This window comes from Dermacoccus nishinomiyaensis, assembly GCF_900447535.1.
Lineage (GTDB): Bacteria > Actinomycetota > Actinomycetes > Actinomycetales > Dermatophilaceae > Dermacoccus > Dermacoccus nishinomiyaensis.
In genome coordinates this window covers 1725892-1750854 of sequence record NZ_UFXX01000001.1, presented here as the reverse complement: position 1 = coordinate 1750854, position 24963 = coordinate 1725892, and the positions used below count along the sequence as shown (strand labels likewise).

The 24963-nt window shown below is 69.3% G+C and carries 24 protein-coding genes; 20 read left to right on the top strand and 4 right to left on the bottom strand.

Going from position 1 to position 24963, the window contains the following annotated elements; all coding sequences use genetic code 11:
- Positions 1-4: 4 nt before the first annotated feature.
- The 3 genes from DYE07_RS08130 to DYE07_RS08120 all read left to right on the top strand — a co-directional run bounded on the left by DYE07_RS08130 (position 5) and on the right by DYE07_RS08120 (position 3066).
- On the top strand, positions 5-1246 hold the full coding sequence (locus tag DYE07_RS08130) for a DUF2332 domain-containing protein (protein WP_115296729.1): 1242 nt from the start codon (positions 5-7) through the stop codon (positions 1244-1246).
- A 381-nt stretch (positions 1247-1627) separates the two neighbouring features.
- On the top strand, positions 1628-2050 hold the full coding sequence (locus DYE07_RS08125; RefSeq protein ID WP_074041356.1) for a hypothetical protein: 423 nt from the start codon (positions 1628-1630) through the stop codon (positions 2048-2050).
- A gap of 146 nt (positions 2051-2196) precedes the next feature.
- Entirely contained in the window at positions 2197-3066 is an 870-nt protein-coding gene (locus DYE07_RS08120) for a DDE-type integrase/transposase/recombinase (RefSeq protein ID WP_131941356.1), read from the top strand.
- Between the two features lie 130 nt (positions 3067-3196).
- Here DYE07_RS08120 and DYE07_RS08115 read toward each other — a convergent pair whose 3' ends face one another.
- Positions 3197-4459, bottom strand: a complete 1263-nt coding sequence (locus tag DYE07_RS08115; RefSeq protein ID WP_237723847.1) for an alpha/beta hydrolase — start codon at positions 4457-4459, stop codon at positions 3197-3199.
- Positions 4460-4626: 167 nt separating this feature from the next.
- Between DYE07_RS08115 and DYE07_RS08110 the strand changes: the two genes are divergently transcribed.
- Positions 4627-5046 (top strand): NUDIX hydrolase, encoded by a 420-nt coding sequence (locus tag DYE07_RS08110; RefSeq protein ID WP_172462973.1) that lies wholly within the window; start codon positions 4627-4629, stop codon positions 5044-5046.
- 283 nt (positions 5047-5329) lie between these two features.
- Here the strand turns inward: DYE07_RS08110 and DYE07_RS08105 are convergent, their stop codons facing one another.
- Positions 5330-5863: a type 1 glutamine amidotransferase domain-containing protein gene (locus DYE07_RS08105; protein ID WP_062258037.1), complete on the bottom strand. Its 534-nt coding sequence runs from the start codon at positions 5861-5863 to the stop codon at positions 5330-5332.
- Between the two features lie 538 nt (positions 5864-6401).
- On the opposite strand from DYE07_RS08105, the gene DYE07_RS14725 reads away from it, so the two are divergent.
- From DYE07_RS14725 to DYE07_RS08085, 4 genes are all read left to right on the top strand, one after another.
- On the top strand, positions 6402-6893 hold the full coding sequence (locus tag DYE07_RS14725) for a hypothetical protein (protein WP_165584869.1): 492 nt from the start codon (positions 6402-6404) through the stop codon (positions 6891-6893).
- A gap of 125 nt (positions 6894-7018) precedes the next feature.
- Positions 7019-7993, top strand: a complete 975-nt coding sequence (locus DYE07_RS08095; RefSeq protein ID WP_115296727.1) for an NAD(P)-dependent oxidoreductase — start codon at positions 7019-7021, stop codon at positions 7991-7993.
- 179 nt (positions 7994-8172) lie between these two features.
- Positions 8173-9663, top strand: coding sequence for a CoA-acylating methylmalonate-semialdehyde dehydrogenase (locus tag DYE07_RS08090; protein ID WP_370447733.1), 1491 nt, complete (start codon positions 8173-8175; stop codon positions 9661-9663).
- Between the two features lie 277 nt (positions 9664-9940).
- Positions 9941-10759 carry a trypsin-like serine peptidase gene (locus tag DYE07_RS08085; RefSeq protein WP_115296726.1) on the top strand — a complete coding sequence of 273 codons (819 nt, stop codon included), beginning with the start codon at positions 9941-9943 and terminating at the stop codon, positions 10757-10759.
- A gap of 79 nt (positions 10760-10838) precedes the next feature.
- Here the strand turns inward: DYE07_RS08085 and DYE07_RS08080 are convergent, their stop codons facing one another.
- Entirely contained in the window at positions 10839-11432 is a 594-nt protein-coding gene (locus tag DYE07_RS08080) for a pentapeptide repeat-containing protein (protein ID WP_172462972.1), read from the bottom strand.
- A 142-nt stretch (positions 11433-11574) separates the two neighbouring features.
- Here DYE07_RS08080 and DYE07_RS08075 point away from each other — a divergent pair, with 142 nt between their 5' ends.
- Complete coding sequence (locus DYE07_RS08075) at positions 11575-12468, top strand: ATP-binding cassette domain-containing protein (protein WP_038566425.1); 894 nt, start codon at positions 11575-11577, stop codon at positions 12466-12468.
- Positions 12465-13409, top strand: a complete 945-nt coding sequence (locus DYE07_RS08070) for an ABC transporter permease (protein WP_062255965.1) — start codon at positions 12465-12467, stop codon at positions 13407-13409. Before DYE07_RS08075 ends, DYE07_RS08070 begins: the two co-directional genes overlap by 4 nt.
- A gap of 182 nt (positions 13410-13591) precedes the next feature.
- On the opposite strand, the gene DYE07_RS08065 is transcribed toward DYE07_RS08070, so the two are convergent.
- Positions 13592-14737, bottom strand: a complete 1146-nt coding sequence (locus DYE07_RS08065; RefSeq protein WP_231729358.1) for a threonine ammonia-lyase — start codon at positions 14735-14737, stop codon at positions 13592-13594.
- A gap of 89 nt (positions 14738-14826) precedes the next feature.
- Here DYE07_RS08065 and DYE07_RS08060 point away from each other — a divergent pair, with 89 nt between their 5' ends.
- From DYE07_RS08060 to DYE07_RS08010, 10 genes are all read left to right on the top strand, one after another.
- On the top strand, positions 14827-15747 hold the full coding sequence (locus tag DYE07_RS08060; RefSeq protein ID WP_082740412.1) for a LysR family transcriptional regulator: 921 nt from the start codon (positions 14827-14829) through the stop codon (positions 15745-15747).
- Positions 15748-16252: 505 nt separating this feature from the next.
- Positions 16253-16816, top strand: coding sequence for an alkyl hydroperoxide reductase subunit C (gene ahpC, locus DYE07_RS08050; RefSeq protein WP_006943499.1), 564 nt, complete (start codon positions 16253-16255; stop codon positions 16814-16816).
- 576 nt (positions 16817-17392) lie between these two features.
- The gene (ahpF, locus tag DYE07_RS08045) at positions 17393-18943 is read left to right on the top strand and encodes an alkyl hydroperoxide reductase subunit F (RefSeq protein ID WP_115296724.1); all 1551 of its coding nucleotides are present in this window, start codon (positions 17393-17395) and stop codon (positions 18941-18943) included.
- A gap of 333 nt (positions 18944-19276) precedes the next feature.
- Entirely contained in the window at positions 19277-20305 is a 1029-nt protein-coding gene (locus DYE07_RS08040) for a hypothetical protein (RefSeq protein ID WP_115296723.1), read from the top strand.
- Positions 20306-20367: 62 nt separating this feature from the next.
- The gene (locus tag DYE07_RS08035) at positions 20368-20781 is read left to right on the top strand and encodes a rhodanese-like domain-containing protein (RefSeq protein WP_074040152.1); all 414 of its coding nucleotides are present in this window, start codon (positions 20368-20370) and stop codon (positions 20779-20781) included.
- A gap of 77 nt (positions 20782-20858) precedes the next feature.
- The gene (locus tag DYE07_RS08030) at positions 20859-22316 is read left to right on the top strand and encodes a phytoene desaturase family protein (RefSeq protein ID WP_115296722.1); all 1458 of its coding nucleotides are present in this window, start codon (positions 20859-20861) and stop codon (positions 22314-22316) included.
- A gap of 181 nt (positions 22317-22497) precedes the next feature.
- Positions 22498-24027: an amidase gene (locus DYE07_RS08025; protein ID WP_256594798.1), complete on the top strand. Its 1530-nt coding sequence runs from the start codon at positions 22498-22500 to the stop codon at positions 24025-24027.
- Positions 24028-24102: 75 nt separating this feature from the next.
- A complete protein-coding gene (locus DYE07_RS08020) occupies positions 24103-24408 on the top strand; it encodes a hypothetical protein (RefSeq protein ID WP_115296720.1) in 306 nt (101 codons plus the stop codon).
- Positions 24405-24560, top strand: coding sequence for a lipopolysaccharide assembly protein LapA domain-containing protein (locus DYE07_RS08015; protein WP_006943511.1), 156 nt, complete (start codon positions 24405-24407; stop codon positions 24558-24560). Before DYE07_RS08020 ends, DYE07_RS08015 begins: the two co-directional genes overlap by 4 nt.
- Positions 24557-24961, top strand: coding sequence for a hypothetical protein (locus DYE07_RS08010; RefSeq protein WP_115296719.1), 405 nt, complete (start codon positions 24557-24559; stop codon positions 24959-24961). Before DYE07_RS08015 ends, DYE07_RS08010 begins: the two co-directional genes overlap by 4 nt.
- The last annotated feature ends 2 nt before the right edge of the window (positions 24962-24963 follow it).

The following is a 24963-nucleotide window of genomic DNA, read 5'->3' as shown; positions in this document are numbered from 1 at the left end:
CACCATGACCATGACCGGGCTCGAAGCCGACACCGCCACGGCCTACCGCAGGTTCGCCACGAACGAAGCTCGCGGAAACTCGCCGATCTATGAGGCGATCTGCCTGCGCATCGCGGATGACGACGCCGTCCTCTCGCTCATCGCGACGCTGCCTGCGGCCAAGCGTCAGCCCAACCTCGTCCTGGGCGCTGCGCGCTACCTCGACGCGCCGTCCGACGGTGCGTCGTCGTTCGTCAACTGGCTACGCGAGCACTGGGACGAGGTGCGCGCAGTGGCGCTCTCGCGGGCCACCCAGACGAACGAGGTCGGGCGATGCGCGGCGCTGCTGCCGTTCATCGCTGATGCGGCGCGTGCAGCGGGCGACGGCCCGATCGCGCTCGTCGAGGTCGGGTGCTCGGCCGGGTTGGCGCTCTACCCCGACCTCTATACCTATCAGTACGTCGCCGCTGAGTCCGAGGTTCACGAAGGCCCCGCCCCCGGTGGCGCTGACGACGAGGGTGTCGACCCAGGCGGCGAGTGCAAGGACGCACCCGCTGGTGGGGCGTTGGCTTCCCGGGGGTATGAATCGTCGTGCGATGACGAGGTGTTCGAGCCGCGAGAGGCGTCGGGTCCGGTCGGGGTTGACGGGATTGACGGGGTCGACCGGCCGCTGCTGACGTGCGTGGTCGCCGGCGCACTCGACGAGATGACGAACGCAACGCCGTGTGCGCCGACGATCGCATGGCGTGGCGGCCTCGATCTCAACCCACTCGATGTGTTGTCCGATGACCCCGAGGCGCTCGACAACGCCCGTTGGTTGCGAGCGCTCGTGTGGCCGGGCCAGGACGAACGCGCATCGCGGCTCGCTGCGGCGATCGACACCGTCAGGCGGCACGTGACGTCGCATCCCGAGGACGCCGCGCACATCGTCCGTGGCGATGTCGTCGACGACCTCGAGCGCCTCGTCGCGCAGGTGCCGGACGAGCTGCACCTCGTGCTGTTCCACTCGGCCGTGCTTGCCTACGTCGACGATGACACCCGCGCACGATTCGAACGTCGCCTGCACGAGTTGACGCATCGGCCCGGTGGTTTCACGTGGATCAGCAACGAAGGGCCCACCGTCATGCCGGGGATGCGTGACGCGGTAGCTGCTGCCTGGGAGCCACGTGATCTGCAGGGACGTTTCGTGCTCGCCGTCGACGGGCAACCCCGCGCTCTGACGGGGCCCCACGGGCAGTCGCTGACAGCGTGGGATGCCACGAACTGAGCTTCCCCCCGTGATGTGGCCGGAGGGGGCGAGAGCCTGACGTCAGCTGTTCAGCCGCCTGTGGCTGGCGACCCTGCCTCAACCGCGATTCTTGTCCACATTCGCTCGACCTCATTCGGGCGGGCGCATGGCCCCGCCCACCTCTGCCTGCGGTGCATCCCAGTCAGCCGGCTCCAGGGGCGCGGACGGTGGTGACGCCGTCGTCTCCGCGTCGGTGATGTGACGAGCGACGGCTGAGGCCGAGACCTCGCCCGTCTGTCGTCGGTCCGCAGGCAGCGGCGCCATGAATGTGACCGTAGATCGCCGATGGGGACAGGATCCGCGAATGTGGACGAGACCCTAAGTGCCAGCCTGGTCGTGAGTCACTTGTGTTGAGGAGGCGTGGTGTTCACGGTCGAGGAAAAGCGGGATGCGGTAGTGACGTATCTGGGGTTGGCGTTCGGGCAGAAAACGGCGTGGTTGGCGCAGCAGCCGTTCACGGCGAGTCAGTTACGTCGCTGGCGTAGTGAGTATGTCCGTGGTGATCTTGACCGTGGCCTCACGCCGCGTCAGGGTGGCTCGATGGACCATATTCGCTCTGATCAGATGCGCCGGCTGGAAGAACAACTCGCCGCGCAAGAACGCCGCCACGCCACGGAAGTCGCGCGGCTACGGACCGAGGCTGACGGGCTACGTCAGGCGAACGAGTCGCTGGGAAAAGCTATCGGGCTCTTGCAACACTGGCACGCGCACGAGCCCGATACGCCCCCGACGACGCCACCCGAGCGTTCATCGCAGCCGAGAACGACCTCATCCGAGACCTGAGCGCGCTGGCGGGGTTCAGTCAGCGCCGTGCGCTGCAGGTCGCTGGTGTCTCGCGTGGCACGTGGCACGCCCGCCACCACCATGGCCGTGACGTTGCTGCGGCGGTATCGCCTGTGCCGCAGCGTGAGCGGGAGCAGCCAGCGAGGTTGAGCGCGTCGGTGTGCGCGCGGGTCGCGGGTTTCATCAGTGCGGGGCGCACGGGCGGTTTGGGTGTCGCGGGCGCGTTCGCGAAGGCGTGGGACGAGGGCTTCATGGAAGCGAGTCTGCGTTCGTGGTGGCGTATCGCCGCGCGCGTGCGCCGCGAGCAGGCCACAGTCGAGCAGGCCACAGTCGAGCAGTCGGGCGCGGCGGGTGAGCGGGCGGTGGCGCGGGTGAAACCGCAGGTGTTGGCGACTGGCGCGAACCAGGTGTGGGCGTGGGACATCACCGACCTGCCCACCGCGTTTCGGGGTGTGGCGTTCAAGGCGTACGCGATCATCGACATCTTCAGCCGCAAGGTGATCGTCGCGAGTGTGCACCAGCGTGAGAGCACTGCTGATGCGATGGCGTTGTTCATGGCCGCGATCGCGGCGGAGGGTGGGTGCGTGCCGCAGGTCGTGCACGCCGACAACGGCGCGGTGATGCGTTCGAACCTGCTGAACGAGTTCCTCACGGCACATGGCATCGAGGTGTCGCACTCGCGTCCGCGGGTGTCGAACGACAACCCGTACATCGAGTCCGAGTTCCGCACCCTGAAGAATCGGGCGTCGTATCCGGGCGTGTTCGCGTCGCTGGTGGAGGCGAGCACGTACGTCGCGCAGCACGTGCACTGGTACAACCATGCCCACCACCACAGTGGGATCGCGCTGTACACGCCCGCGCAGGTGCACGACGGGTCGTGGAAGATGCTGCACGCTCGCCGCCAAGTCAGCCTCGCCTACTACCAGGCGCGTCACCCCGAACGTTTCCGCGGCCACCGCGCGCCAGTGCCCGCCCCGAAAGCGTGGGCCGGAATCAACCATCCCGGCCCTGAGTGACTCACCACAGGTTGACATCCACCGAGAATCGCCGATGGGGACAGGAATCGCGGATGGGTAAGGAGCGGGGGGCTCCGGCCACGACCAGATCGCCGAGGTGCGAGCGGGCCAACGGGTGAGCGGCGGGGCGTCAGCGCACGTGGAGGGCCATGCGGAGAGCGCCGATGGCTTCGGCCATGCAGCGTCGCCCGAGGTCCGTCGCGAGGATGTTGATGAACGGGTGCACGGCGTCGGTGTGCACGCGCAACGTCGTCGCCACACCTGCGTCGGAGAGCTTGCGCGCGTAGGCGATTCCCTCGTCACGCAACGGATCGAATCCCGCGACGGCGACGTACGCCGGTGCCAGCCCGCGCTCCGCGAGCTGCCCCAGATCATCGGCCAACAGCGGTGAGACGCGAGGGTCGCGGCGCATCGCATCGACGTCGTCCGGCAGCGTTCCGCCTCCGAGGTAGTTCGCCTCGTACCAATCCATGTTGGCGCGCGTGAGGAAGTAGCCCTCGCTGAACAGTTCGTAGCTGCGCGAGCGCGGCAGCGTCAGGTCGGTGACGGGTACGAACAGCATTTGCCACGCAGGTTGCGGTCCGCCGACACGGGCGCATTCCTGCGCGACGACGGCTGCGAGGTTGCCGCCGGCCGAATCGCCTCCCACCGCAATACGATCCGGGTCGATGCCGAGGGCTTCAGCATGTGCATGCACCCAGCGAAACGCCGCGACGGCGTCGTCGACGGCCGCGGGGAACACATGTTCAGGAGCGAGACGGTAGTCGACGTTGAGCACCGCCACCTCGCCGCCCGCGCACAGCGCCCGAGCGACGGCGTCATGCGTGTGATGCGACCCCAACACCCACCCGCCACCGTGGAAGTACACCAGCAGCGGCAGCCGGTCCGCGCGAGGCTCGCGCTTGGCGACGTTCGGGGCGTCCGTGCGAGCAGCGACCGCCGCGCCGGCCTCCTCCGCGCCGGCTTCCGAGGTGCCGACTTCTCCCGCATCGGGGTCGACGACGCGCGCATGCTTGCCCACCACCGTCACGGGCGAGGGGTGCGGGCGGTACAGGCGGGCGGGGATGTCTCCGGCGCCGTACGACGAGCCGTCGAGGACGACATCTTCGACGTTCGCAACATCAGCGAGTTCACCTGCGAAGAGCCACGATTCGGCTGCGAGAGCGTGACGGGCGTCAGCGACCGAGCGCTCGTCGAGCTCTTTGCCTCCGATGCGTTCGAGCACCTTCAACCCGACGGTGATGTCGGGGTCGAGCGCCCCACCGTCGACGATGTGCGGTTGGCCTGCGGCACGATGACGAACGGCTCGCGGCAGCGCGAGCAACGCTTCGAACGCGCGTCGCTGCGCACGATCAGCGACCGACGGGAGGAAAGGGGCATTGCCGGGAGTCACGTCTTCACTATGCCGCCTCGCGTCGACGCTGCGGGTCATAGCAATCTGTGTTCATGCGAATCGAAGCGCCGGTGGATCGCGCCGCCCCCGTGCCGCTGTCCGTGGGCTGGCGGTGAATTCGGTCGAGCCCCGGAACGTCACGGGGCTCAACATCTAGGGTTGGAAGAATGGTGGAGGAGAAGCTCATTCGGGTCGCTGCGGTCGTCTTTCGGAACGCCGAAGGTCACGTGCTGACGGTCCGCAAGCGCGGCACGCAGCGGTTCATGCTGCCCGGCGGCAAGCTCGAGGACGGAGAAACGTTCGCTCAGACGGCGTCGCGTGAGGTCGAGGAGGAGCTGGGGCTCGTGGTCTCGGCGGCCGAGCTCGAGCCGCTCGGCGAGTTCCGCTCCGACGCGGCGAACGAACCAGGTTTCGCGCTCGAGTCCCACGTGTTCACCTACCCCGGAGAGCTGACGCAGACGCCGCGCGTCGCCGCCGAGATCGAGGAACTGCGGTGGTTCACGAAGGCACAGTTGCGCGAGCCGGAGGGCGACGTCCTGCTCGCTCCGATGCTCGAGTTCAACGCCGTCCCTGCGATCTTCGGCTGACGCCTCCTGCGCGTCCCTGCGTCTCAGACGCCCGCTGACGTGCGGGGGTGGCGAGGCCGGCGTCCAACGTGGGGAGGCTGATGGGCGCCGAGCCGAGGACGAATGTGACTGAAGACCGCCGATGTGGACGAAACTCGCCGTTGGGGCAGCGCTGGACATGCAAACGCCCCGGCAGTCGGCAGCGTGAGCAGATCCGACGAACCGGGGCGTCGCATGAGGGGTGAACCTCAGCCAGGAACCCACTGGCGACAAGCCTCACGAGGAGACGTTGTCGAGGCCAACCTCAGACGGAGGCCTTCTCGACCGCGTCGAGGAGCGCCTTGTCGAAGGCGGGCAGGTCGTCGGGGTTACGGCTCGTGATGAGGTTCGCGTCGATGACGACCTCTTCGTCGACCCATTCGCCGCCGGCGTTGCGGATGTCCGTCTGGAGGCTCGGGAACGACGCGACGCGCTTGCCGCGCACGACGTCGGCCTCGATGAGCATCCACGGAGCGTGGCAGATGGCCGCGAGGGGCTTGCCGCCCGTGACGAACTGGCGGACGAAGTCGACGGCTTCCGGCACGGCGCGCAGGTTGTCGGGGTTGGCGACGCCACCGGGCAGCACGAGCGCGGCGTAGTCGTTGATGTCGGCGTCCGACAGCTCGACGTCGACCTTCTGCGTGCCCGACTTCTCGAGGTGGTCGAACAGGTCCACCTCGCCCGACTCGGGCGAGATGAGGACGGGCGTGTGGCCCGCGTCGGCGACGGCCTTCCAGGGGTCGGTCAGCTCGACGCTTTCGATGCCTTCAGAACTGGTGAGGAATGCAATTTTTGCCATGTTTTCCACGATAATTCGCACGGCAGCGGCATGCAACGCCCGACGGGGTGGATGCGGCGGAACCTCCAGGCCGGCCAGGCCTGGGAGGGCTCTTCGACCCGTCGAGTCCTCGCCGCACCACGTCGCCGCCGTCGCTGCTCACCCCTACGAATCCCGTCCCCTTCGGCAATTCTCGTCCCCCTGTGCGATTTTCGGTCACATTCGTCCGGGGATCTGCCACCGCCATCACCACGCGGACAGCGACGACCCGGCGCCTGATCATTGCCCGAAAGCGCGTCATGCAGGACGCGTTTTCGGGCAGACATGGCGACGGCCGCGCGGTCGCGTAGTCGCCGCACCGTCTCGACGATGACGACGACGTCGCCGGTATACGTTGCCGGACGCCGTACTTGACGTCGGACGACGGGAGCCCGATGCCGCATTCATCCATCGGCGGCCTCGTATTCTCTCTGGTGTCGACGCAGACGCCTCGTGGGCCGTCGTCCGGCGTATCGACACGACGGCCGGCATGGCGGGGCGGGTGCGCCACAATGACCCCATGGACGACGAGAGCCCCGAAGCCGCGTATCGCCTCCTCCACGAGCGGGTGACGGGCGGGTCACCCGCGGCCGGTGGTTCGTCGATCAGCGCCGCGCAGTATGACGCGGCGCGCAGCGCGTATCTCGAGGAGCGGGGCATCGTCGCCCGCGTCGGTGTGGCGGTGTGGCCGCCGACGTCGCAGACGATCCGTCAGCGCCTCGGCGGCGGGTCGTGGGCGCGCGCCGCCGAGGCGCTCGGGCTGACGGCGAACGTCGGACGCTCGCGCGGCGCTGGCTCCTTCTCCGACGACGACTACCGCGCGGCCGTCGCCGCCTTCCTCGCCGCCGCAGCCGACGACGGCCGCCCCGACGTCGCGTCGACCTCCTTCACCGCCTACGGCGCGTGGGTGAAGAGCGAATCCGACGCGAGCCGCACGGCGCCCAGTGGCGCTGCGGTGCGTCAGCACTTCGGGTCGTGGGCCGCGGCGAAGGGCGCCGTCGCGCGCGGGTGACGAGAGCGCGCCGGGTGGGCCCCGATCCACTGGTCGTGTGATGCAGGTCATAGAGTGGCGGGCATCGAGCATCGTCGCTCACGCCCACCCATGGCGTGTGCGAACCCACGACCCCAGGGGGCATCATGACCACCGTCGCGTTCATCGGCCTCGGAAACATGGGCCTGCCCATGGCGAAGAACCTCATCGCGGCAGGTTTCACCGTCCGCGGCCACGACGTCGTCGATGCCTGCCGCGCGGCTGCCGCCGACGCGGGCGTCGAGCTGGCCGGCAGCGCGTCGGAGGCCATGGAAGGCGCCGACGCCGTCATCACGATGCTGCCCAAGGGCGAGCACGTGCGCGTCGTCTACTTCGGAGCTGCTCAGGCGGCCGACGGCTCCCAACCCTCGAACGATGACGGCATCCTCGCCCATGCGACGCCGGAGCAGATGCTCATCGACTCCTCGACCGTCGACATCGCGACCTGCCAGGCCGTGCACGACGCGGCCGCCGCGAAGGGCCTGCACTTCGTCGACGCGCCCGTCAGCGGCGGAATCTCCGGCGCCGAGGCCGGCTCGCTGACGTTCATGGTCGGCGGTGCGGACGCCGACGTCGAACGTGCGCGCCGGTTCATCGAGCCCATGTGCGGCAACTTCTTCGCCACGGGCGGCCCGACGACGGGTGAGGCCGCGAAGATCGTCAACAACATGATGCTGTTCGTCGCCGTGCAGGGCCTCTCGGAAGCGGCCACGCTCGCGAAGAAGCTCGGCCTCGATGCGAAGACGTTCCACCAGATCGCGAGCGTCTCCTCGGGAAACTCGTGGGCGCTGCAGACGTGGTATCCCGTGCCCGGCGTCGTCGAGACGGCCGCGGTCAACAACGAGTTCGCCGCGTCGTTCCGCGCGGATCTGGCGCTCAAGGACATCGGTCTCGCCCTCGCTGCCGCGGCCGATCACGGCCTTCACCTGCCCGCGACGGGCCTGTCCGCGCAACGCCTCGCCGAAGCCGTCGACGGTGGGGGCGGCGAGCTCGACTGCACCGTCGTCATCGCCGCCGTCGACCCTGACGCCGAAGGCCTGCCCGAGGGCTACGTCCACGGCGGCGCACGCCGCGACGCCTGACCGAGCGCCCGCGCGAGTTGCGTGGCCACGGACGACCAGTCCCGGCCCGACGCGGCACCATCGCTGGCCCCACGCGCCACCACCACCGAGCCCGACGCAGCGCTCGCACCACTGACCACCCAGAACCCCGCAGACAGCCACGAGCGCATCGCGGGACCCACGAGACGAAGGTGTGAACCATGAGTGACATCAAGCAGATCGGCCACTGGATGAACGGCGGCGAGGTCGCCGGAACCGGCCGCGAACAGGACGTGTTCAACCCCGCGACGGGTGAGGTGAGCGGTCGCGTCGCGCTCGCGAGCGTCAGTGACCTCGAGCAGGCCGTCGACGCCGCACGTGCCGCCCTGCCGGCCTGGCGCGCGACCGGCCTGACGAAGCGCGCCGCCGTCATGTTCAAGCTGCGCGAGATCGTCACGGCGAAGAGCGACGAACTCGCGCGCATCATCACGGCTGAGCACGGCAAGGTCGTCTCGGACGCCGCGGGCGAGGTCGTGCGCGGCCTCGAGAACGTCGAGTACTGCGCGGGCCTCATGCACCACCTCAAGGGCGAGTTCTCCGAGCAGGTCTCCTCGGGCGTCGACGTCCACTCGGTGCGCCAGCCCGTCGGCGTTGTCGCGTGCATCACGCCGTTCAACTTCCCGGCCATGGTGCCGCTGTGGATGGTGACGACGGCGATCGCGTGCGGCAACACCGTCATCCTCAAGCCGAGCGAGCGCGACCCCTCCGCCGCGCTGTGGATCGCACAGGCGTTCAAGGACGCCGGCCTGCCCGACGGCGTGCTCAACGTCGTCAACGGCGACAAGGAGGCCGTCGACGGCATCCTCGACCACGACGACATCAAGGCCGTCTCCTTCGTCGGATCGACGCCGATCGCGCAGTACATCTACGAGCGCGCCTCCAAGAACGGCAAGCGCGTGCAGGCCCTCGGCGGCGCGAAGAACCACATGGTCGTCATGCCGGACGCCGACCTCGATGCCGCCGCCGACGCGGCCGTCAGCGCCGCGTACGGCTCGGCGGGCGAGCGCTGCATGGCCGTGTCGGTGCTCGTCGCCGTCGGGGAGGTCGCCGACCCGCTCGTCGACAAGATCGCCGAGCGCATGGGCAAGCTCGTCATCGGCGACGGCTTCGACGAGCGCTCCGAGATGGGTCCGCTCATCACGCGCGAGGCGCGCGACCGCGTCGCCTCGTACGTCGCCGGCGCCACCGACGAGGGTGCGCGCGTCGTCGTGGACGGCCGCGAGAAGCACTTCGACGAGAGCGGCTTCTTCATCGGCACGAGCCTCGTCGACCACGTCAAGCCCGGCATGAAGGTCTACGACGAGGAGATCTTCGGCCCGGTGCTGTCGGTCGTGCGCGTCGAGACGTTCGAGGACGCCGTCGAACTCATCAACGCGAACCAGTTCGCCAACGGCGTCGCGATCTTCACGCGTGACGGCAAGAGCGCCCGCGAGTTCGAGTTCGCCATCGAGGTCGGCATGGTCGGCGTCAACGTGCCGATCCCGGTGCCCGTCGGCTCGTTCAGCTTCGGCGGCTGGAAGAAGTCGCTGTTCGGCGACACCCACATGTACGGCGCGGAGGCGTTCAACTTCTACACGCGCCGCAAGGTCGTCACGACGCGCTGGCCCGACCCGACGCAGAGCCAGGTCGACCTCGGGTTCCCGACGAACTGACGATCGATGCCACGAGGCCGGGTGCAGCTCGCGTGTTTCACGTGAAACACGCGAGACGCACCCGGCTTTCTCGTGCGCCACACCGACGCGCCACTCTCCTGAGTGCAAGCCCCGTCTTGCGTGCGGTCGTGACCAGAGCGTCGTGACTGGCCACCCTTGAACGCGTTGCAGATGTACTGCGCCGATCCTCCATGGGGTGAGAGCTGCGTAACGCTGCCAGCCGCCATGCCGATGTACCACACGGTACGAAGCATGCCCGCGCGGTCGAGGAGGTGTCATGGGTCAGCTGCTCCACCTCGCCCGTGCGCGCCGGGCGCTCGCCGCCGCCGGGTGCATCGGCGCCCTCGTCTTCACCGCCGCACCGACGGCCGAAGGGGGCCGCACCCTTCAGGCGGCCGGCGCCAACCCGACGTCACGCACCGGGGTGCTCATCGAACCCTCCGACGATGGGGACGAAGCGCACTTCTGCACCGCCTCGGTCGTCCACAGTGAGAGCAAGGACGTCATCATGACGGCCGCGCACTGCCTCGGCGGCAAGTCCGACGACCTCGTGTTCGTCCCGCAGTACTCGGGTGGGGCTCGCCCGTTGGGCACGTGGAAGGTGAAGGCCGCGTTCCTCGACTCCGCATGGATGGAGAATCAGGATCCCGACGCCGACGTCGCGTTCTTGAGCATCGAGACGCACGGCAGCGGCAAGAACGTCCAGCACATCGAGGACGCCACGGGCGCCTACGAGCTGGAGGTCGGGCGCTCCCGCGCGGCCGGCAAACCAGTCTCCGTCCAGTCGTACAACAACGACTCCGACATGCCGATCGTCTGCCAGACCACCGTTCTCGACGACGACAACGACCCCGTCTTCCACTGCGACGGCTACTCGACGGGCAGCAGCGGCTCGCCGTGGGTCACGACCGTGACGAGCAAGGGCCACAGCGAGCAGCAGGTCATCGGCCTCATCGGCGGCCATCATCAGGGCGGCTGCTACACGCACACGTCCTACAGCCCGGCGTTCGACTCGCGCGATCTCGTGCTGCTCGCCCGCGCCGACGCCGGTGGTGCCGGCGACACGGCCCCCACGCCCGGCGACGACGGCTGCTGACACGCCGCGTCTCACCACGGCCTGCTCGCCTGGCAACCCGCTGATCGCGCATCCTCCGAGACGCGCGGGCTGATGCCCGTCACCCGATGACGATGCCCTGCGCCGCTGCGACGGCGAGCGCCGCGTCGACGTCCATGCGGGTCTGCGCGAAGCGTGCCTGGGCGAGGTCGATGCCGTCGACGCGGGCGCCGCGCAGGTCGGCGTCGCGTAGGTCGGCTCCGCGCAGGGTGGCGCCGCTGAGGTCGGCGTCGGCGAAGACCGTTCTGCGCAGGGACGATTCGCTGAGGTCGGCGTCGCTGAGGCGGGCGCCGGTGAAGTCGAGGCCGTCGAGTTTCTGCTGACGCATCGTCACCATCGCCCACTGCCCGCCGACGATCGTCGTGTGGCGCCACCCGCAGTCGGCGAACGTCGAACCGGTCATCTTGCAGCCGTCGAGCGTCGTCATCGCGAACGAGCAACCGCTCAGTGTGGCGCCGGTGAACGCGACCCGCTCGAGTGTGGTGTCGTTGAAGCGGCAGTCGAACAGGGCGCATCCTTCGAACGTCACGTCGACGAGGTTCTTCTCCGTGAAATCGCACGCCGTGAACCGACAGTCGACGAAGCGGGCCCCGTCGAGGTCGCGCTCGTAGAAGTCGATCTCGACGAACCGCTCGCCGCGCGTCGTGTCACTCATGCGTCCATGCTCGCATCGCGCGCCGTGCATCCATCGCAAGGATGACGCAGGCTCCGTCGCGCGGATGAATCCTCGGTGTCGGGAGGATGAGATGACACGCCGATGCGGCCTGACGCGGCGTGAGCCTCCTAGGGTTGAGACCATGATCACAGTAGAGGGGTTGACCAAGGTCTACGGGAACACCGTGTCGGTCGACAACGTCAGCTTTCAGGCCAAGCCGGGTCGTGTGACCGGCTTCCTCGGCCCGAACGGCGCTGGCAAGTCGACGTGCATGCGGATGATGACGGGGCTGACACCGCCGACGCGGGGTCACGCCACCATCCTCGGCAAGGACTACAGCAAGCTCGATAACCCGGGCCGCCACGTCGGCGTCCTGCTCGACGCGAGCGCGCAGCACGTCGGACGCACCGGGCACGAGGTGCTGACGATCGGCGCGAAGACGATGGGGCTGCCCGCCGACCGAGTCACCGAGATCCTCGACGTCGTCGGCCTGACGCCTGCGGAGGCGAAGCGACGCGTCGGCGACTACTCGCTCGGCATGCGTCAGCGCCTCGGCATCGGGCACGCGCTGCTCGGCGACCCGGACGTGCTCATCCTCGACGAGCCCGCGAACGGTCTCGACCCGGCCGGCATCCGCTGGATGCGCGGGCTGTTGCGCTCGTACGCGGAGCGCGGCGGAACCGTGCTGCTGTCGAGCCACCTGCTGCACGAGGTCGAGCAGGTCGCCGACGACCTCGTCATGATCGGACGCGGACGCATCGTGCGTCAGGGCTCGAAGCAGGAGCTGCTGCGCGGTGCGGGCACGAACGCCGCGAGCACCGACGACGCCGCCCTCGCCTCCGCCCTGCAGGCCGCCGGAATCCCGGTGCAGCGCACCCAGACCGGCATCCACACGCCCGCCGAACCCATCGACGTCGGCCGCGTGGCCGCGCAGCACGGCATCGTGCTCGTCCAGCTCGGCGCCGCCGGTGGTGCGGGCCTCGAAGAGATGTTCCTCAACCTCACCGCCGCCGACTCCCGGGAGGTCGCACGATGAGCACACCGATCAACCCCAACCAGCCGCAGCAGCGTCAGCCGCAGGGCGCGCCGTCGGGACCGCCGCAGATGCAGGGCGCGCCGACAGGGCGCCCCGGCATGCAGCCGCTGTATGCGGGCGGCCCGGGCGGTGGTGTGCTGGATTCGGCCGCGCCGACGCACGCTCGCCTGCCCAAGCGTCTCGGTGACGCCGGCAAGTCGACGCCGATCGGCTTCGGCCAACTGCTCGCCGTCGAGCTGCGCAAGCTGACGGACACCCGCGCCGGCACGTGGCTCATGGCCATCACCGCGTTGCTCATCGTGCTCGCCTCCGCCCTGGTGGCGTACACCGAGCGCGACGGCGTGAAGTTCTTCGACCTCATCGGCGCCACCCTTATCCCGATGAACTATCTCGTGCCGATCCTGGGCATCCTCGCGGTGACGAGCGAGTGGTCACAACGCACCGGGCTCATCACGTTCACCCTCGAACCGCGACGGGGGCGCGTCGTGCTCGCGAAGCTGGCGGCGACGCTCCTCACAGCGGTCACGGCGACGATCGTCGCGCTGGCCGTGGCGGCCGGGCTGACGCTGCTCGTCGGCTCCCTCGGCAGCGGGGACGCCGATTGGCACATGAAGGGCACGGCCTACGCGACGTTGTTCGCCTACATGCTGCTGCAGGCGGGCATGGGCGTCGCGTTCGGTCTTCTCATCCAGAACACGCCCGGTGCGATCTGCGCGTTCCTGTTCATCCCGATCGTCGTCTCCCTGTTCAACCTGGCCGGCGAATGGGGCCAGAAGGCGGCCGAGTGGGTCAACCCGCAGCAGTCGATGGCACCCCTCATCGACGGCTCCGTGAGCGGCGACCAGTGGGGCAAGCTCGCCGTCACGCTCGCGCTGTGGCTCGTGCTGCCGATGGTGCTCGGTTTCGTCCGCCTCACCAAGCGTGAGGTCAAGTCGGCCTGACGTGCTCGACATGACGAACGGGGCCGGTTCCTTCCTGGTGAAGGAGCCGGCCCCGCTCGTTCGTCCTCGGTGGACGCCGTCACTCGCGATCAGCGGGTCGCCCACGTGGTCATAGCGCCTACCGGGCACCAGCGCCCACCGGGCACCAGTGCTCGCCGCACCTGAGCGGATGCCCTCGAGCGTCAGCTCATCGCTGCAGCGAGGTGCGCCCATTCGTCAGCGCTGACGTTGCCGCCCGTCACGACGACGGCGGCGGTGCCGGAGCTTCGGGCGTTGAGGCCGGTCGTGCCGTGCTGGGTGCCCTGCCGCGCGACGAGACCGGCGAGTGCGGCAGCGCCCGCGCCCTCGGCGAGCACCCGCGCGTGACGGGCGAGAAGCGTTGCAGCGGCGTCGATCTCGTCGTCGGTGACGAGGTCGAAGCCCTGCAGGCCGAGACTGCCGGCGCCGCCTGCGTCGCCGCGCATGATGCTCTGCGGCGTCTCGAAACCGTGCGCCGTCGCGAGGCCGCTGACGCGCGTCGTCGCGGGGCGGCTCTGCATGAAGCCACTCGTCCACGAGTCGTACGCGGCCGTCGCGCCGTCGGACTGCACGCCGATGACGCGCACGTGCGGGGCGATCGCGTCGCGTACGAGGCACGCGCCGGCGGCGCCGGAGCCGCTGCCGATCGGCACGTAGATCTCGTCGATGCCCGGGTTCGACTGCAGCAGTTCGAGATACGCCGTCGCGTGGCCGTGGATGATCGCCGGGTCATTGCCCGGATTGACGAACCGCATGCCGCTCGTCTCCGCGAGGTGGCGGGCGTGAGCGGATTCCTCGGCGAGCGTCGGGCCCTCGATGACGACGTCGGCGCCGAGGGCGCGCACCGCGTCGACCTTGACGCTCGGCGCGCACGCGGGCATGACGATGACGGCGCGCGTCCCGGCCACGCGTGCCGCGAACGCGATCGACTGCGCGTGGTTTCCCGTGGAACAGGTGACGAGACCGGCGGAACGCTCGTCGGTGTCGAGACGGCTCGCGAGCGTGAGGCCGCCACGCACCTTGAACGAGCCCGTCGGGTTCATGTTCTCGTGCTTGACGACGACATCGCGGCCCACCGCGTCACTCAGTGCCGCGTACCGCCACGTCGGCGTGGGCACGAGGTGTGCAGCGAGGGCCTCGGCTGCGGCGAGGACGCCGTCGAAGGAGACGACCGGGGTCGCCGAGCCGGTGTCGCCGGTGCCGCCAGTGGCAGGTGCGGCGCGGGTGGGCTCGACGGGCTGCATGTGCGGGGCCGACACGAGGTCGTGCGGCGCAGCGGTTTCGCGGGTTGGCGGCGGCAGGATCGGCATGCCTCCAGCGTGCGCGACGGCGAATCATCCGTCCAATACATGCAATCACTTGATCGCATCGATAGCGCCGATACATTGAGGGGGTGGAGATGAAACGCCTCGAAGCCCTCGTCGCGCTCGCCCGGGAAGGAACGGTGAGCGCGGCGGCGACGGCTCTGGGCTGCGGGCAACCGACGGTCTCGCACCACCTGCGCCGACTCGAGGAGGAGACCGGCGCCGTGCTCGTGCAGCACGTCGGGCGCGGGGTGCGGTTGACGCCCGACGGCGCGCGTCTGGCGGCGCGCGGCGAGGAGATCCTCGGCCTGTTGCGGCGCGCCGAGGTGGAACTCGACACCATGACCACGCTCGCCGCAGGGCACGTGCGCCTCGCGGCCTTCCCCTCTGCCTGCAGCACGATCGTGCCGCGGCTGCTCCTGACGCTCGCCGACACGGCACCTGGTCTGACGTTCGACATCGTCGAGGTCGAACCGCCGGAAGCCGCCGCGTTGCTGCGCTCGGGGCAGGTCGACGTCGCCATCACGTTCGCCTATTCCGGGCAGCACTTCGACGACGACGTCACCGTCGAGCACCTCGGGTGGGACGCGTTGCACCTCGTCGAGCCGTTTCGTTCGGTTGGCGGCACGATCGCGGAGGGGCGCGCCTGCGGCGAGAGGGAAGCGACGGGCCTGCGGCCGGAAGAACTGCGAAGGTTCTCCGACGGCCGGTGGATCGCGGGGTGCGAGCGCTGCCGCACAGGGCTGCTCGACCTGTGCGCCTCCGTCGGAGTCGAGCCCGACATCGGCTTCGCCAGTGACGACGTCGTCGCCGTACAAGCTCTCGTGGCAGCGGGTTTCGGGGTGACGTTGCTATCTGCACTCGCGCTCGCGGGCCACCGCAACCCAGGCGTCGTCACGCACCCCGTTGTCGGCGCGGGCCGAGAACTGCACGTCGCGACGTACGGCGCACCGCCGCGCCCGGCCGCCGTCGAGGAGGTCGTGCAGACGCTGCTCGGCCTGTCGTGGAGCGCGTGACGAAAGGTTGAGCCGTGTCTCGACGGCGCGTCGATCGTGAGGGTCTGCAGTGATCGGTAGCGCGGCGCTCATTGCCCGAGAACGCGTCGTGCCTGACGCGTTTCTGGACGATGTTCGGACGCGCTGGGCGTCAGGGCGGGCCATCCAGGCCGAAGACTCCGCCGAACGGATCGACGAGCTGGCAGATGCTGCGCCCGCCGCCGATCGTGAGCGGCCCCCGATGATGCTCGGCTCCCGCATCGAAGCGCCTCGCGGTGGGTGCGCAGATCGCCCGTCGCGACCATGCCGCCGTCGCCGACGAATGTGACCGTGAATCGCAGATGTACACACAGCCGTCGGCCTGAGAACTCGGTGCGCCGCGAGGGGGGCGGGTCGTTCACGCGATGTTCATGCGGCCCGCTGTTGGACATGGCGACCAGAGGCGCTAATATGGAGTCATTCCAGTTAAGGAATGCTTGCGGCGGCGCCACGCTCGCCGCCGATCCCCAACGCGAAGGAGCATGACGTGTCGCTCATCAACACGACCATCAAGCCGTTCAAGGCCACCGCTTTCAAGCAGGGCGAATTCGTCGAGGTCTCCGAGGCCGACGTCGCCGACAAGTGGAGCATCTTCTTCTTCTACCCGGCCGACTTCACGTTCGTCTGCCCGACCGAGCTCGGCGACCTCGCCGACTACTACGACGAGCTGCAGAAGCTCGGCGTGGAGGTCTTCTCCGTCTCCACCGACACCCACTTCACGCACAAGGCGTGGCACGGCTCGTCCGAGACGATCGCCAAGATCGACTACGCGATGATCGGCGACCCGACGCTGCAGATCTCCCGCAACTTCGAGATCCTGCGTGAGGACGAGGGCCTCGCCAACCGCGGCACCTTCCTCGTCGACCCCGACGGCGTCATCCAGTTCACCGAGGTCACCTCCGAAGGCATCGGCCGCAACGCCGCCGAGCTCGTCCGCAAGGTCAAGGCCGCCCAGTACATCCGCAACCACCCGGGCGAGGTCTGCCCCGCCAAGTGGGAAGAGGGCGCCGAGTCGCTCACGCCGTCGCTGGACCTCGTCGGCAAGATCTGAGTTCAGCCCTTTGCAGGCTCAGACTGAACTCAGCTGTGCCCTCTTGACCTGACTCCTCAATGCTCACACTGGAGGCTTCGCAAGCTCAGCCTCCAGGCTCGCTTGATCGTCGCCAGGTCGTAGCCGGTCGCCGCCTCGCCGTGATCACCGAACGAGTTCGCACGCTCACTCGTTCGCCTCCGACGGCGGGGCGGCGCCCGGCCTGGCGTGATCGCCTGAGAGCTGGCCCCACGTGGAGACTTTTTCCGCTCTCAACTGTGGGGGCTCATGCTGCTGGCAGCGCCCGCCCGCTTGAGGAGTGAAACTCGGCATGGCGGAGTTTCAGTCCGCAACGCCCCGGTCGAGCACCGAAACCCTGCAATGCAGAGTTTTGGCCCTCAGGCCGCGGGTGGAGGGTGACGAGAACGCCCCCAAGGCTCTCGTCCCTCTCCACTCGTGACCTGCCCCGCCCCGGTCGCCCGCGTGGGCTCACAAGACCTTCTCGCCAGACCTTCTCTCCACAGATTCTTGACACACCGCCCCGTTCGGGCCAACCCGTACCTTTTTCGTCCCCTCGCCGACACCAGGAGGCACCCCATGGCCGTTCTCGACGCCAACATGACAGCCCAGCTGCAGCAGCTGCTCGGCAACCTTCGTGAACCGATCGTGCTGCGCGCCAGCCTCGACGGCTCCGACAAGTCGAAGCAGACCGAAGAGCTCCTCAAGGAGATCGAGGCGCTGCACGACAAGGTGAGCTACGAGCGCAGCGACGACAACGAGCGTCGGCCGAGCTTCGAGATCGCTCGCGCCGGCACGGACGTCGGCGTCCACTTCGCGGGCCTGCCGATGGGGCACGAGTTCACGTCGCTCGTCCTCGCGTTGTTGCAGGTCGGCGGCCACCCCGTCAAGATCAGTGACGAGCAGGCGCAGCAGATCCGTGACATCGAGGGCACGTTCCACTTCGAGACGTACATGTCGCTGACGTGCCAGAACTGCCCCGACGTCGTGCAGGCGCTCAACGCGATGAGCGTGCTCAACCCGAACATCCACCACATCGCGATCGAGGGCGGCGCGTTCCAGGACGAGATCGAGGCGCGCGACATCAAGGCCGTCCCGACGGTCTACCTCAACGGTGAGGTCTTCGGCCAGGGCCGCATGACCGTCGAAGACTTCATCAGCAAGCTCGACACCGGCGCTGACGCGAAGGCCGCGGCGAAGCTCAGCGAGAAGGAGCCGTTCGGCGTCCTCGTCATCGGTGGTGGCCCCGCGGGCGTCGCGGCCGCGATCTACACCGCACGCAAGGGCATCCGCACCGGCCTCGTCGCCGAGCGCATCGGCGGCCAGGTGCTCGACACGAACGCCATCGAGAACTTCATCTCGATGCCGTACACGGAGGGCCCCAAGCTCGCCGCCGCGCTCGAGGCGCACCTGCACGAGTACGAGATCGACGTGATGAAGGCGCAGAAGGTCGCGTCCATCACCGACGAGGACGGCCTCAAGAAGGTCGTCACCGAGACGGGCGCCGAACTGCGCGCCAAGCAGGTCATCATCGCGACGGGTGCCCGCTGGCGTCGCATGGGCGTTCCGGGCGAGGAGGAGTACCGCAACAAGGGCGTCACCTTCTGCCCGCACTGCGACGGTCCGCTGTTCAAGGGCAAGAGCGTCGCCGTCATCGGTGGCGGCAACTCCGGCGTCGAGGCCGCGATCGACCTGGCGGGCGTCGTCGGGCACGTCACCGTCGTCGAGTTCCTCGACACGATGCGCGCCGACGACGTGCTGCAGCGCAAGCTCAAGTCGCTGCCCAACGTCGACATCATCCTGTCGGCCGCGACGAGTGAGGTCGTCGGCGACGGCAAGGGCGTCACCGGCCTGACGTACACCGACCGCGAGACCAACGAGAGCAAGAGCATCGACGTCGAGGGCGTGTTCGTCCAGATCGGCCTGCTGCCGAACACCGAGTTCCTCCACGGTGTCGTCGACCTCAACGAGCGCAAGGAGATCGTCATCTCCGACCGTGGTGCGACGTCCGACCCGGCCATCTTCGCCGCCGGCGACGTCACGACCGAGCCGTACAAGCAGATCGTCGTCGCCGAAGGCTCCGGCGCGACGGCCGCACTCGGCGCGTTCGACGCGAGCATCCGCGGCTGATCCGTCAGCGTGTTTCACGTGAAACGTCCCGGTCACCCTGAGGTGGCCGGGACGTTCTGCGTCGATACGCCCTGACGCAGTTGCGCGGTCAGATGCCCCATCTCGATTGCGTCGACGACGGGCACGAACCTGCGCGTCCAGGAAGTGAGGCAGCCAAGCCGGGGGCTTTCACAGGGTTCATCTGAGTCTGGACATCCCAAACGCTGGCCGACATCGCCAGGACACTGACGGCGAACGGTCGACCCGCCGCCCGCGCGTCGATAACGAACAGGTCACGCCTGGTTGCTACCGTGTTGCGTCATCCGATCCACGCCGGGAAGCCCTGGAGGCGCCATGCTCGAGCAGCTGCAGCTCATTCTCAAGGCCCTTCCCTGGACAGGCCCGGCCGTGCTCGGCGGGTTCGTCCTCGCGCTGCTGACGACGTTGCTCTTCCCGACGCGCCGCTCACGCGCCGATCGGCTCGGGTTCGCACTGCTGACGTGGTGTCTCGTCGTCGCGGCCGTCGTGACGTTGAGCCCGGTCAAGAACGACTACTTCGGCGTGCCGACGGCGGGCTGCGACTGGTCGGTGTGGCGGCCTCTGGCCCGTGAGTACTGGTTCAGCGCCGGCTCGCGGCCCCCGAACGTGTGGCTGTTCCTGCCTGCAGGCGTCGGCGTCATGCTGCTCGACGGCGTGTGGCGCAAGATCCTCGGCGTCATGGTGTTGTTCGCGCTGCCGCCGGGCATCGAGACGCTGCAGGATCTCTACCCCGAACTCAAGCGCAGTTGCTCGAGCCAGGACGTCGTCGACAACTGGACGGGTCTCGTGCTCGGCCTGACGCTCGGGCTCGTGCTGGCGATCCTCCTCGCGATCGTGCGTGCCATCTCGCGCTCCTCACGGCGTCGGCGTGAGCGCCGCGCGGGAGTGCTCGAGGGTGGCTCTGCGCAAGGTGCGCACCCGGCGGACGCTCGCACCGACGAGCGTCTCGACGACGCATCGCGCGCCGCCGAGCGTCCCCTCCCGCTCGGTGGCCGCGCCGACAGTCGCCCGTACGACGACTTCGGTGACTTCGACGACACGCCCAGCTCGACGCGGTGGTACGAGCGCTCGGGTGAAGCCGCCGTCGACCACACCCCGCCCTACGGCACGTCACGCGACGAGGCCCGGACGCAGGCGCTTCGGCCCGCGCGAGCCAATGACGGCGACGATGACGCGCGGACGCAGGCCTTCCGTCCCGTGCGCGCCGACAACGGCGATGACGACGCCCGGACGCAGGCCATGCGCCCCGGACGTCCCGGTCGTGACGTCGGCACTGACGGCGCGAGCGCGCCGCGCCACGGGCGCGGCGGAGACGACGACACCGAGATCATTCGGCGCACATGACCCCGAACAAGGGGACGAACGAAGCCAGGCGACCGTCGCAGGTCCGCCCCACCGGCCCGGCCATGCCAGCTGACAGCGACCGCGGTTCGACCGCCTACCTCGCGCGCGTGCGTCAGGGATGGCGTCGGCTGACACCGCGCCAGGCGTTCGACGAGCAGCAGCGTGGGGCCGTCATCGTCGACACGCGGACGGCGGGGCATCGCGCCGAGAGCGCGAACATCCCGGGTGCGCTCGTCATCGACCGCACCGTGCTCGAGTGGCGTCTCGATCCGAGCAACGCGTGGCGCATCCCGGAGGCGAGCAGCTGGGAGACGCGATACATCGTCATCTGCCGCCACGGTTTCTCCTCGAGCGTCGCGGCGCGGGCGCTTCAGGACGTCGGGCTCGTCAACGCGACCGACGTCATCGGCGGGTACGCAGCCTGGGTCGAGGCGCGTCTGCCGACGACGCACGCCCCCGCCGACGTCCGCTTCTGAGCCGTGCACACCTGCGATTCTGGGTCACATTCGTCCCCGGCGCCCCGCGTCCGTAGCCGCGTCCTTACGCTTCACGCATGAACTTGACGCGCGTGGCAGTGGTCGGCGCCGGACCCAACGGTCTCGCCGCGGCCGTGACGCTGGCGCGCGCCGGGCTCGCCGTCGACGTCTTCGAACGCAACGAATGGACGGGCGGTGGCGCGGCCACCCGCGAACTCAGCCTGCCGGGCTTTCGCCACGACGTCGCGAGCGCCGTCCACCCGATGGCGCTCGCGAGCCCGTTCTTCCAGGAGTTCGACCTTGCGCGGCGCATCGACCTCGTCGTGCCCGAGGCCTCGTTCGCACATCCGTTGCCGGGGGGCCGTAGCGGCATCGGGTATCGCGACCTCGACCGTGCGGCCGACGCACTCGGCGCGGACGGTGACGCCTACCGCTCCTTCCTCGGCCCCGTCGTCGAGCGCCTGCGCGGCGTCACCGACATGACGATGAACACGCTGCTGCGGGTGCCACGCGACCCGATCGCGGCGGCCGTCTACGGCGCGCGCGTCCTGGAGGCGGGCACGCCCGCATGGTCACGCCGGTTCGTCGAGGACGTCGCCCCGGCGATGCTGACGGGGTGCGCCGCGCACACGATCGGCCGCCACCCCACTCTCGCCATGGCCGGTGGCGGGCTCATGCTGAGCGCAACCGCGCACGCGCAGGGTTGGCCGGTGCCGGTCGGTGGTTCACAGGCGATCGTCGACGCGCTCGTCGCGGACCTCGAGGCGCACGGTGGGCGCGTCCACCTCGGGCGGGAGGTCACTGACCTCGCGCAGCTCGACGAGTACGACGCGGCCGTGCTCGACGTCGGCGTCCCCGCGTTCCTGACGATGGCCGCCGCGCGCCTGCCTGATCGCTATCGGCGCGCTCTCGAGCGGTTCAAGCCGGGCAGCGGCGTGAGCAAGGTCGACATGGCGCTCGCCGGGCCGGTCCCGTGGAGCGATCCGCGCATCGGCGAGGCCCCCACGGTGCACCTCGGCGGCACACGCGAGCAGATCGCGGCGGCGGAGAACGACGTCGCGCGCGGGCGGGTGCCCGAGCGTCCCTACGTTCTGGCCGTGCAGCCGAGTGTCGTCGATTCCACGCGCGCGCCGGCCGGGCAGGCGACGTTCTGGGCGTACGTCCACGTGCCGTTCGACAGTGACGTCGACGCCACCGAGGCCGTCCTCGCCGCCGTCGAGGAGCACGCCCCGGGTTTCCGTGACCTCGTGCTCGCCTCAACAGCGACGCGCGCCGACGAGTTCGCGGCGGACGTCAGTCCCAACTTCGCGGGCGGCGACTTCGCGAGCGGCGCCGTCACGATGACGCAGATGCTCAAGCGTCCCGTCGTGTCACCGACGCCGTGGCGCACACCCGCCGACGGTGTCTACCTCGCGTCGGGAGCGACGACGCCGGGCCCCAGCGTCCACGGCATGTGCGGCTGGCACGCGGCGCGAACCCTGCTGCACGACAACGGAATCCCCGCCCCGAACCGCGCGCCCACCTCGGCCCGCTGAATCGTCACGATGCCCAGGGAGGCGTGCCCTCTCACGCACCGCCACCACCATCGTCGAGGCCATGCCGACATCGGCGACACGGGCGGCATCGGCCACCCGAGTTGCGCGCTTCGGCCCACAGGCGGCGTCGCAGGCGGCACACTGGCAGATCGAAGCTGCCACGACGAAAAGGGGTCAGATGATGTCCGAGACGAGGCCGAAGCAGATCCACGCGTTCACCGACGATGCGCTCGGTGACATGGACGCGACAGCGCTCGCCGACGCCATCGACTCGGGCCGCGTCAGCGCGACGGAGGCCGTCGAGGCTGCGCTCGCGCGCGCGGAGAAGGTCGACGGGGTGCTCAACGCCATCGAGTTCATCGACGCCAAGCGCGCCCGTCAGCGTGCTGGTCGTATCGATGCGGGCCTCGGAGGTGGGCGCCACGATCATCCGGACGCCGCGCTGCGCGGCGTGCCGAGCGCGTTCAAGGACAACGTCGTCGTCGCCGGCGTGCCGATGACGCAAGGTTCGGAGGCGATGCCGCGCGTCAGCAACCGCCGCAGCGGCAAGGTCGTGACGCAGATCCTCGGCACGGGCATCGTCCCCATCGGCACGACGACGATGCCGCCGTTCGGCTGGACGGCGACGACGGAACGCCCTGGCGGCAACGTCACGCGCAACCCGTGGGACACGTCGCGCAGTTCGGGCGGTTCCTCCGGCGGTTCGGCGGCGCTCGTCGCGTCGGGCGTCGTCCCCATCGCGCACGGCAACGACGGTGGTGGCTCGATCCGCATTCCTGCCGCGACGTGCGGCCTCGTCGGCCTCAAACCGACGCGCGGGCGCCTCATCATCGGTGAGAGTTCCGCGCAGATGCCGGTGAAGATCGTCACCGACTCGGTGCTGACGCGCACGGTGCGCGACACCGTCACGTTCTTCGAGGACGCCCAGCGCGTGCACCCGGCGCGTCGCCTACCGCCGATCGACGTCACGTCGCACCCCGGGCTGACGCGCCCGCTGCGCATCGGGTTCATGCACGACAGTCCGTTCGCGCCTCCGTCGGATGCACCGACGCGAGCCGCCGTCGACACGGCTCTCACGATGCTGGGCGGGCTCGGGCACGACATCGTCGACTGGCAACCGACGATTCCCGAGTCGTTCCAACAGGATTTTCTCGACTACTGGGGTTTCCTCGCGTTCAACACGGTGGCGGGCGGCAAGCGCCTGTTCCACAAGGATTTCGACGCGAGCAAGCTCGACCCGTTGACGCTCGGGCTCGCGCAGATGGGACGCCGCCGGCTCGCGCACGCGCCGAAGTTCCTCGCGCGTCTGCAGGCGTCGGGTCGTGTGTACCGTTCGCAGATGGCGAGCGGCCCCGATGTCTTCGTCTCACCCGTCCTCGCCCACGTCGCACCCGAGATCGGTTATCTCGCAGGCGATCTCGACTACGAGACGCACCTCGAGCGCGTGCTCGCCTACTGTGCCTTCACGCCGCTGCACAACGCGACGGGCGCACCCGCCATCAGCCTGCCGCTGGGACGGACCGATGACGGGCTGCCGGTCGGCGTCATGATCTCCGGGCAGATCGGCGACGAGAACACGCTGCTGCGGCTGGCTCTGCAGATCGAGGCGGCCCACCCGTTCCGTCGCCTCGACCAGGTGGGCGAGGCGGCACAGGGCGGCGTTCCGAACCGCGAGGAACCGGGTGTCGTCGCCGCTCCGAACGGCGCGTGACGACGGCGTTGTCGGTGACGCCAGGCACAATGGGCGGCGTTCGACGATGAGCACCTGAAGAACGAAGGAGACGCAGTGGAGCGTTCAGGCACGCGCGTGCGCGCCCGACTCAGTCGGGCGTGGTGGGCGGCGTTCGTCGTCGTCCCACTCGTTCTCGGCGCTGCGGCTGCGTTCCTCGGCAAGTCCTCGATCGAATCCAACCTGCAGCAGCGAGTCGAGCGCAGCGTCGCCGGCACGGGCGTCGCTCAGGTCGCCGTCTCGGTCGACGGCCGCGACGTCACCGCCGTCGTCCCGGCGCGTTCGGGCAACGACGCCATCGACTCGGTGCGCGACGCCGCGTCGCACGTCGACGGCGTCCGCACGGTGAAGGTGCACCGATGAACCTCGTGATCGACAGCGTCTTCGTCATGCTCGTCTGTTTCGTGCTCGGCGCCCTCATCGCCTGGCTGCTCGCCGCCGCGCTCTACCCGACGCGCCGCGACCTGCGCCAACTCGACGAGCAACACGAGGGCGACGCGGGGAGCGTCCGATGATCTGGCTTGCCGCTCAGCTGTGGCCCGCAGCGCTGCTGGCGCTCGTCGCCGGTTTCGCCATCACCTGGTTCACCGTCGTGCGTCGCCTCGACGATGCGCCCGTGAGCGCTGAGCGTGAGCGACGCGACGGTGGCTCGCGGCGTGCAGAACGTTCTAGCGACGGCCATTCGGACACGGGACGCGTCGGTGCCGGACTGGCAGGTGCAGGACGCTCGGTTGCAGCAGGCTCGCGCCGCGACGATCCGTCCGACGGGCTCGACGACGGCGAGCCCATCAACGGCGAGCGACACGTCGCGTCCCGGGTCGACGGCGAAGAACGCGACGAGGCCCGCCCCGACGTACCCGCGCATCGCCCGAGTGGCAGTGTCGGCAGCGCGTTCACCTCGCGCCGCGACGAGTGACG

Excerpts from the sequence above, each read along its gene's own strand:
- DYE07_RS08130 (WP_115296729.1), top strand. The coding sequence starts at position 5 with ATGACCATGACCGGGCTCGAAGCCGACACCGCCACGGCCTACCGCAGG.
- DYE07_RS08110 (WP_172462973.1), top strand. The coding sequence starts at position 4,627 with ATGGTGGAGGAGAAGCTCATTCGGGTCGCTGCGGTCGTCTTTCGGAAC.
- DYE07_RS08105 (WP_062258037.1), bottom strand. The coding sequence starts at position 5,863 with ATGGCAAAAATTGCATTCCTCACCAGTTCTGAAGGCATCGAAAGCGTC.
- DYE07_RS14725 (WP_165584869.1), top strand. The coding sequence starts at position 6,402 with ATGGACGACGAGAGCCCCGAAGCCGCGTATCGCCTCCTCCACGAGCGG.
- DYE07_RS08095 (WP_115296727.1), top strand. The coding sequence starts at position 7,019 with ATGACCACCGTCGCGTTCATCGGCCTCGGAAACATGGGCCTGCCCATG.
- DYE07_RS08090 (WP_370447733.1), top strand. The coding sequence starts at position 8,173 with ATGAGTGACATCAAGCAGATCGGCCACTGGATGAACGGCGGCGAGGTC.
- DYE07_RS08085 (WP_115296726.1), top strand. The coding sequence starts at position 9,941 with ATGGGTCAGCTGCTCCACCTCGCCCGTGCGCGCCGGGCGCTCGCCGCC.
- DYE07_RS08080 (WP_172462972.1), bottom strand. The coding sequence starts at position 11,432 with ATGAGTGACACGACGCGCGGCGAGCGGTTCGTCGAGATCGACTTCTAC.
- DYE07_RS08075 (WP_038566425.1), top strand. The coding sequence starts at position 11,575 with ATGATCACAGTAGAGGGGTTGACCAAGGTCTACGGGAACACCGTGTCG.
- DYE07_RS08070 (WP_062255965.1), top strand. The coding sequence starts at position 12,465 with ATGAGCACACCGATCAACCCCAACCAGCCGCAGCAGCGTCAGCCGCAG.
- DYE07_RS08065 (WP_231729358.1), bottom strand. The coding sequence starts at position 14,737 with ATGCCGATCCTGCCGCCGCCAACCCGCGAAACCGCTGCGCCGCACGAC.
- DYE07_RS08060 (WP_082740412.1), top strand. The coding sequence starts at position 14,827 with ATGAAACGCCTCGAAGCCCTCGTCGCGCTCGCCCGGGAAGGAACGGTG.
- ahpF (WP_115296724.1), top strand. The coding sequence starts at position 17,393 with ATGGCCGTTCTCGACGCCAACATGACAGCCCAGCTGCAGCAGCTGCTC.
- DYE07_RS08040 (WP_115296723.1), top strand. The coding sequence starts at position 19,277 with ATGCTCGAGCAGCTGCAGCTCATTCTCAAGGCCCTTCCCTGGACAGGC.
- DYE07_RS08035 (WP_074040152.1), top strand. The coding sequence starts at position 20,368 with ATGCCAGCTGACAGCGACCGCGGTTCGACCGCCTACCTCGCGCGCGTG.
- DYE07_RS08030 (WP_115296722.1), top strand. The coding sequence starts at position 20,859 with ATGAACTTGACGCGCGTGGCAGTGGTCGGCGCCGGACCCAACGGTCTC.
- DYE07_RS08025 (WP_256594798.1), top strand. The coding sequence starts at position 22,498 with ATGTCCGAGACGAGGCCGAAGCAGATCCACGCGTTCACCGACGATGCG.
- DYE07_RS08015 (WP_006943511.1), top strand. The coding sequence starts at position 24,405 with ATGAACCTCGTGATCGACAGCGTCTTCGTCATGCTCGTCTGTTTCGTG.
- DYE07_RS08010 (WP_115296719.1), top strand. The coding sequence starts at position 24,557 with ATGATCTGGCTTGCCGCTCAGCTGTGGCCCGCAGCGCTGCTGGCGCTC.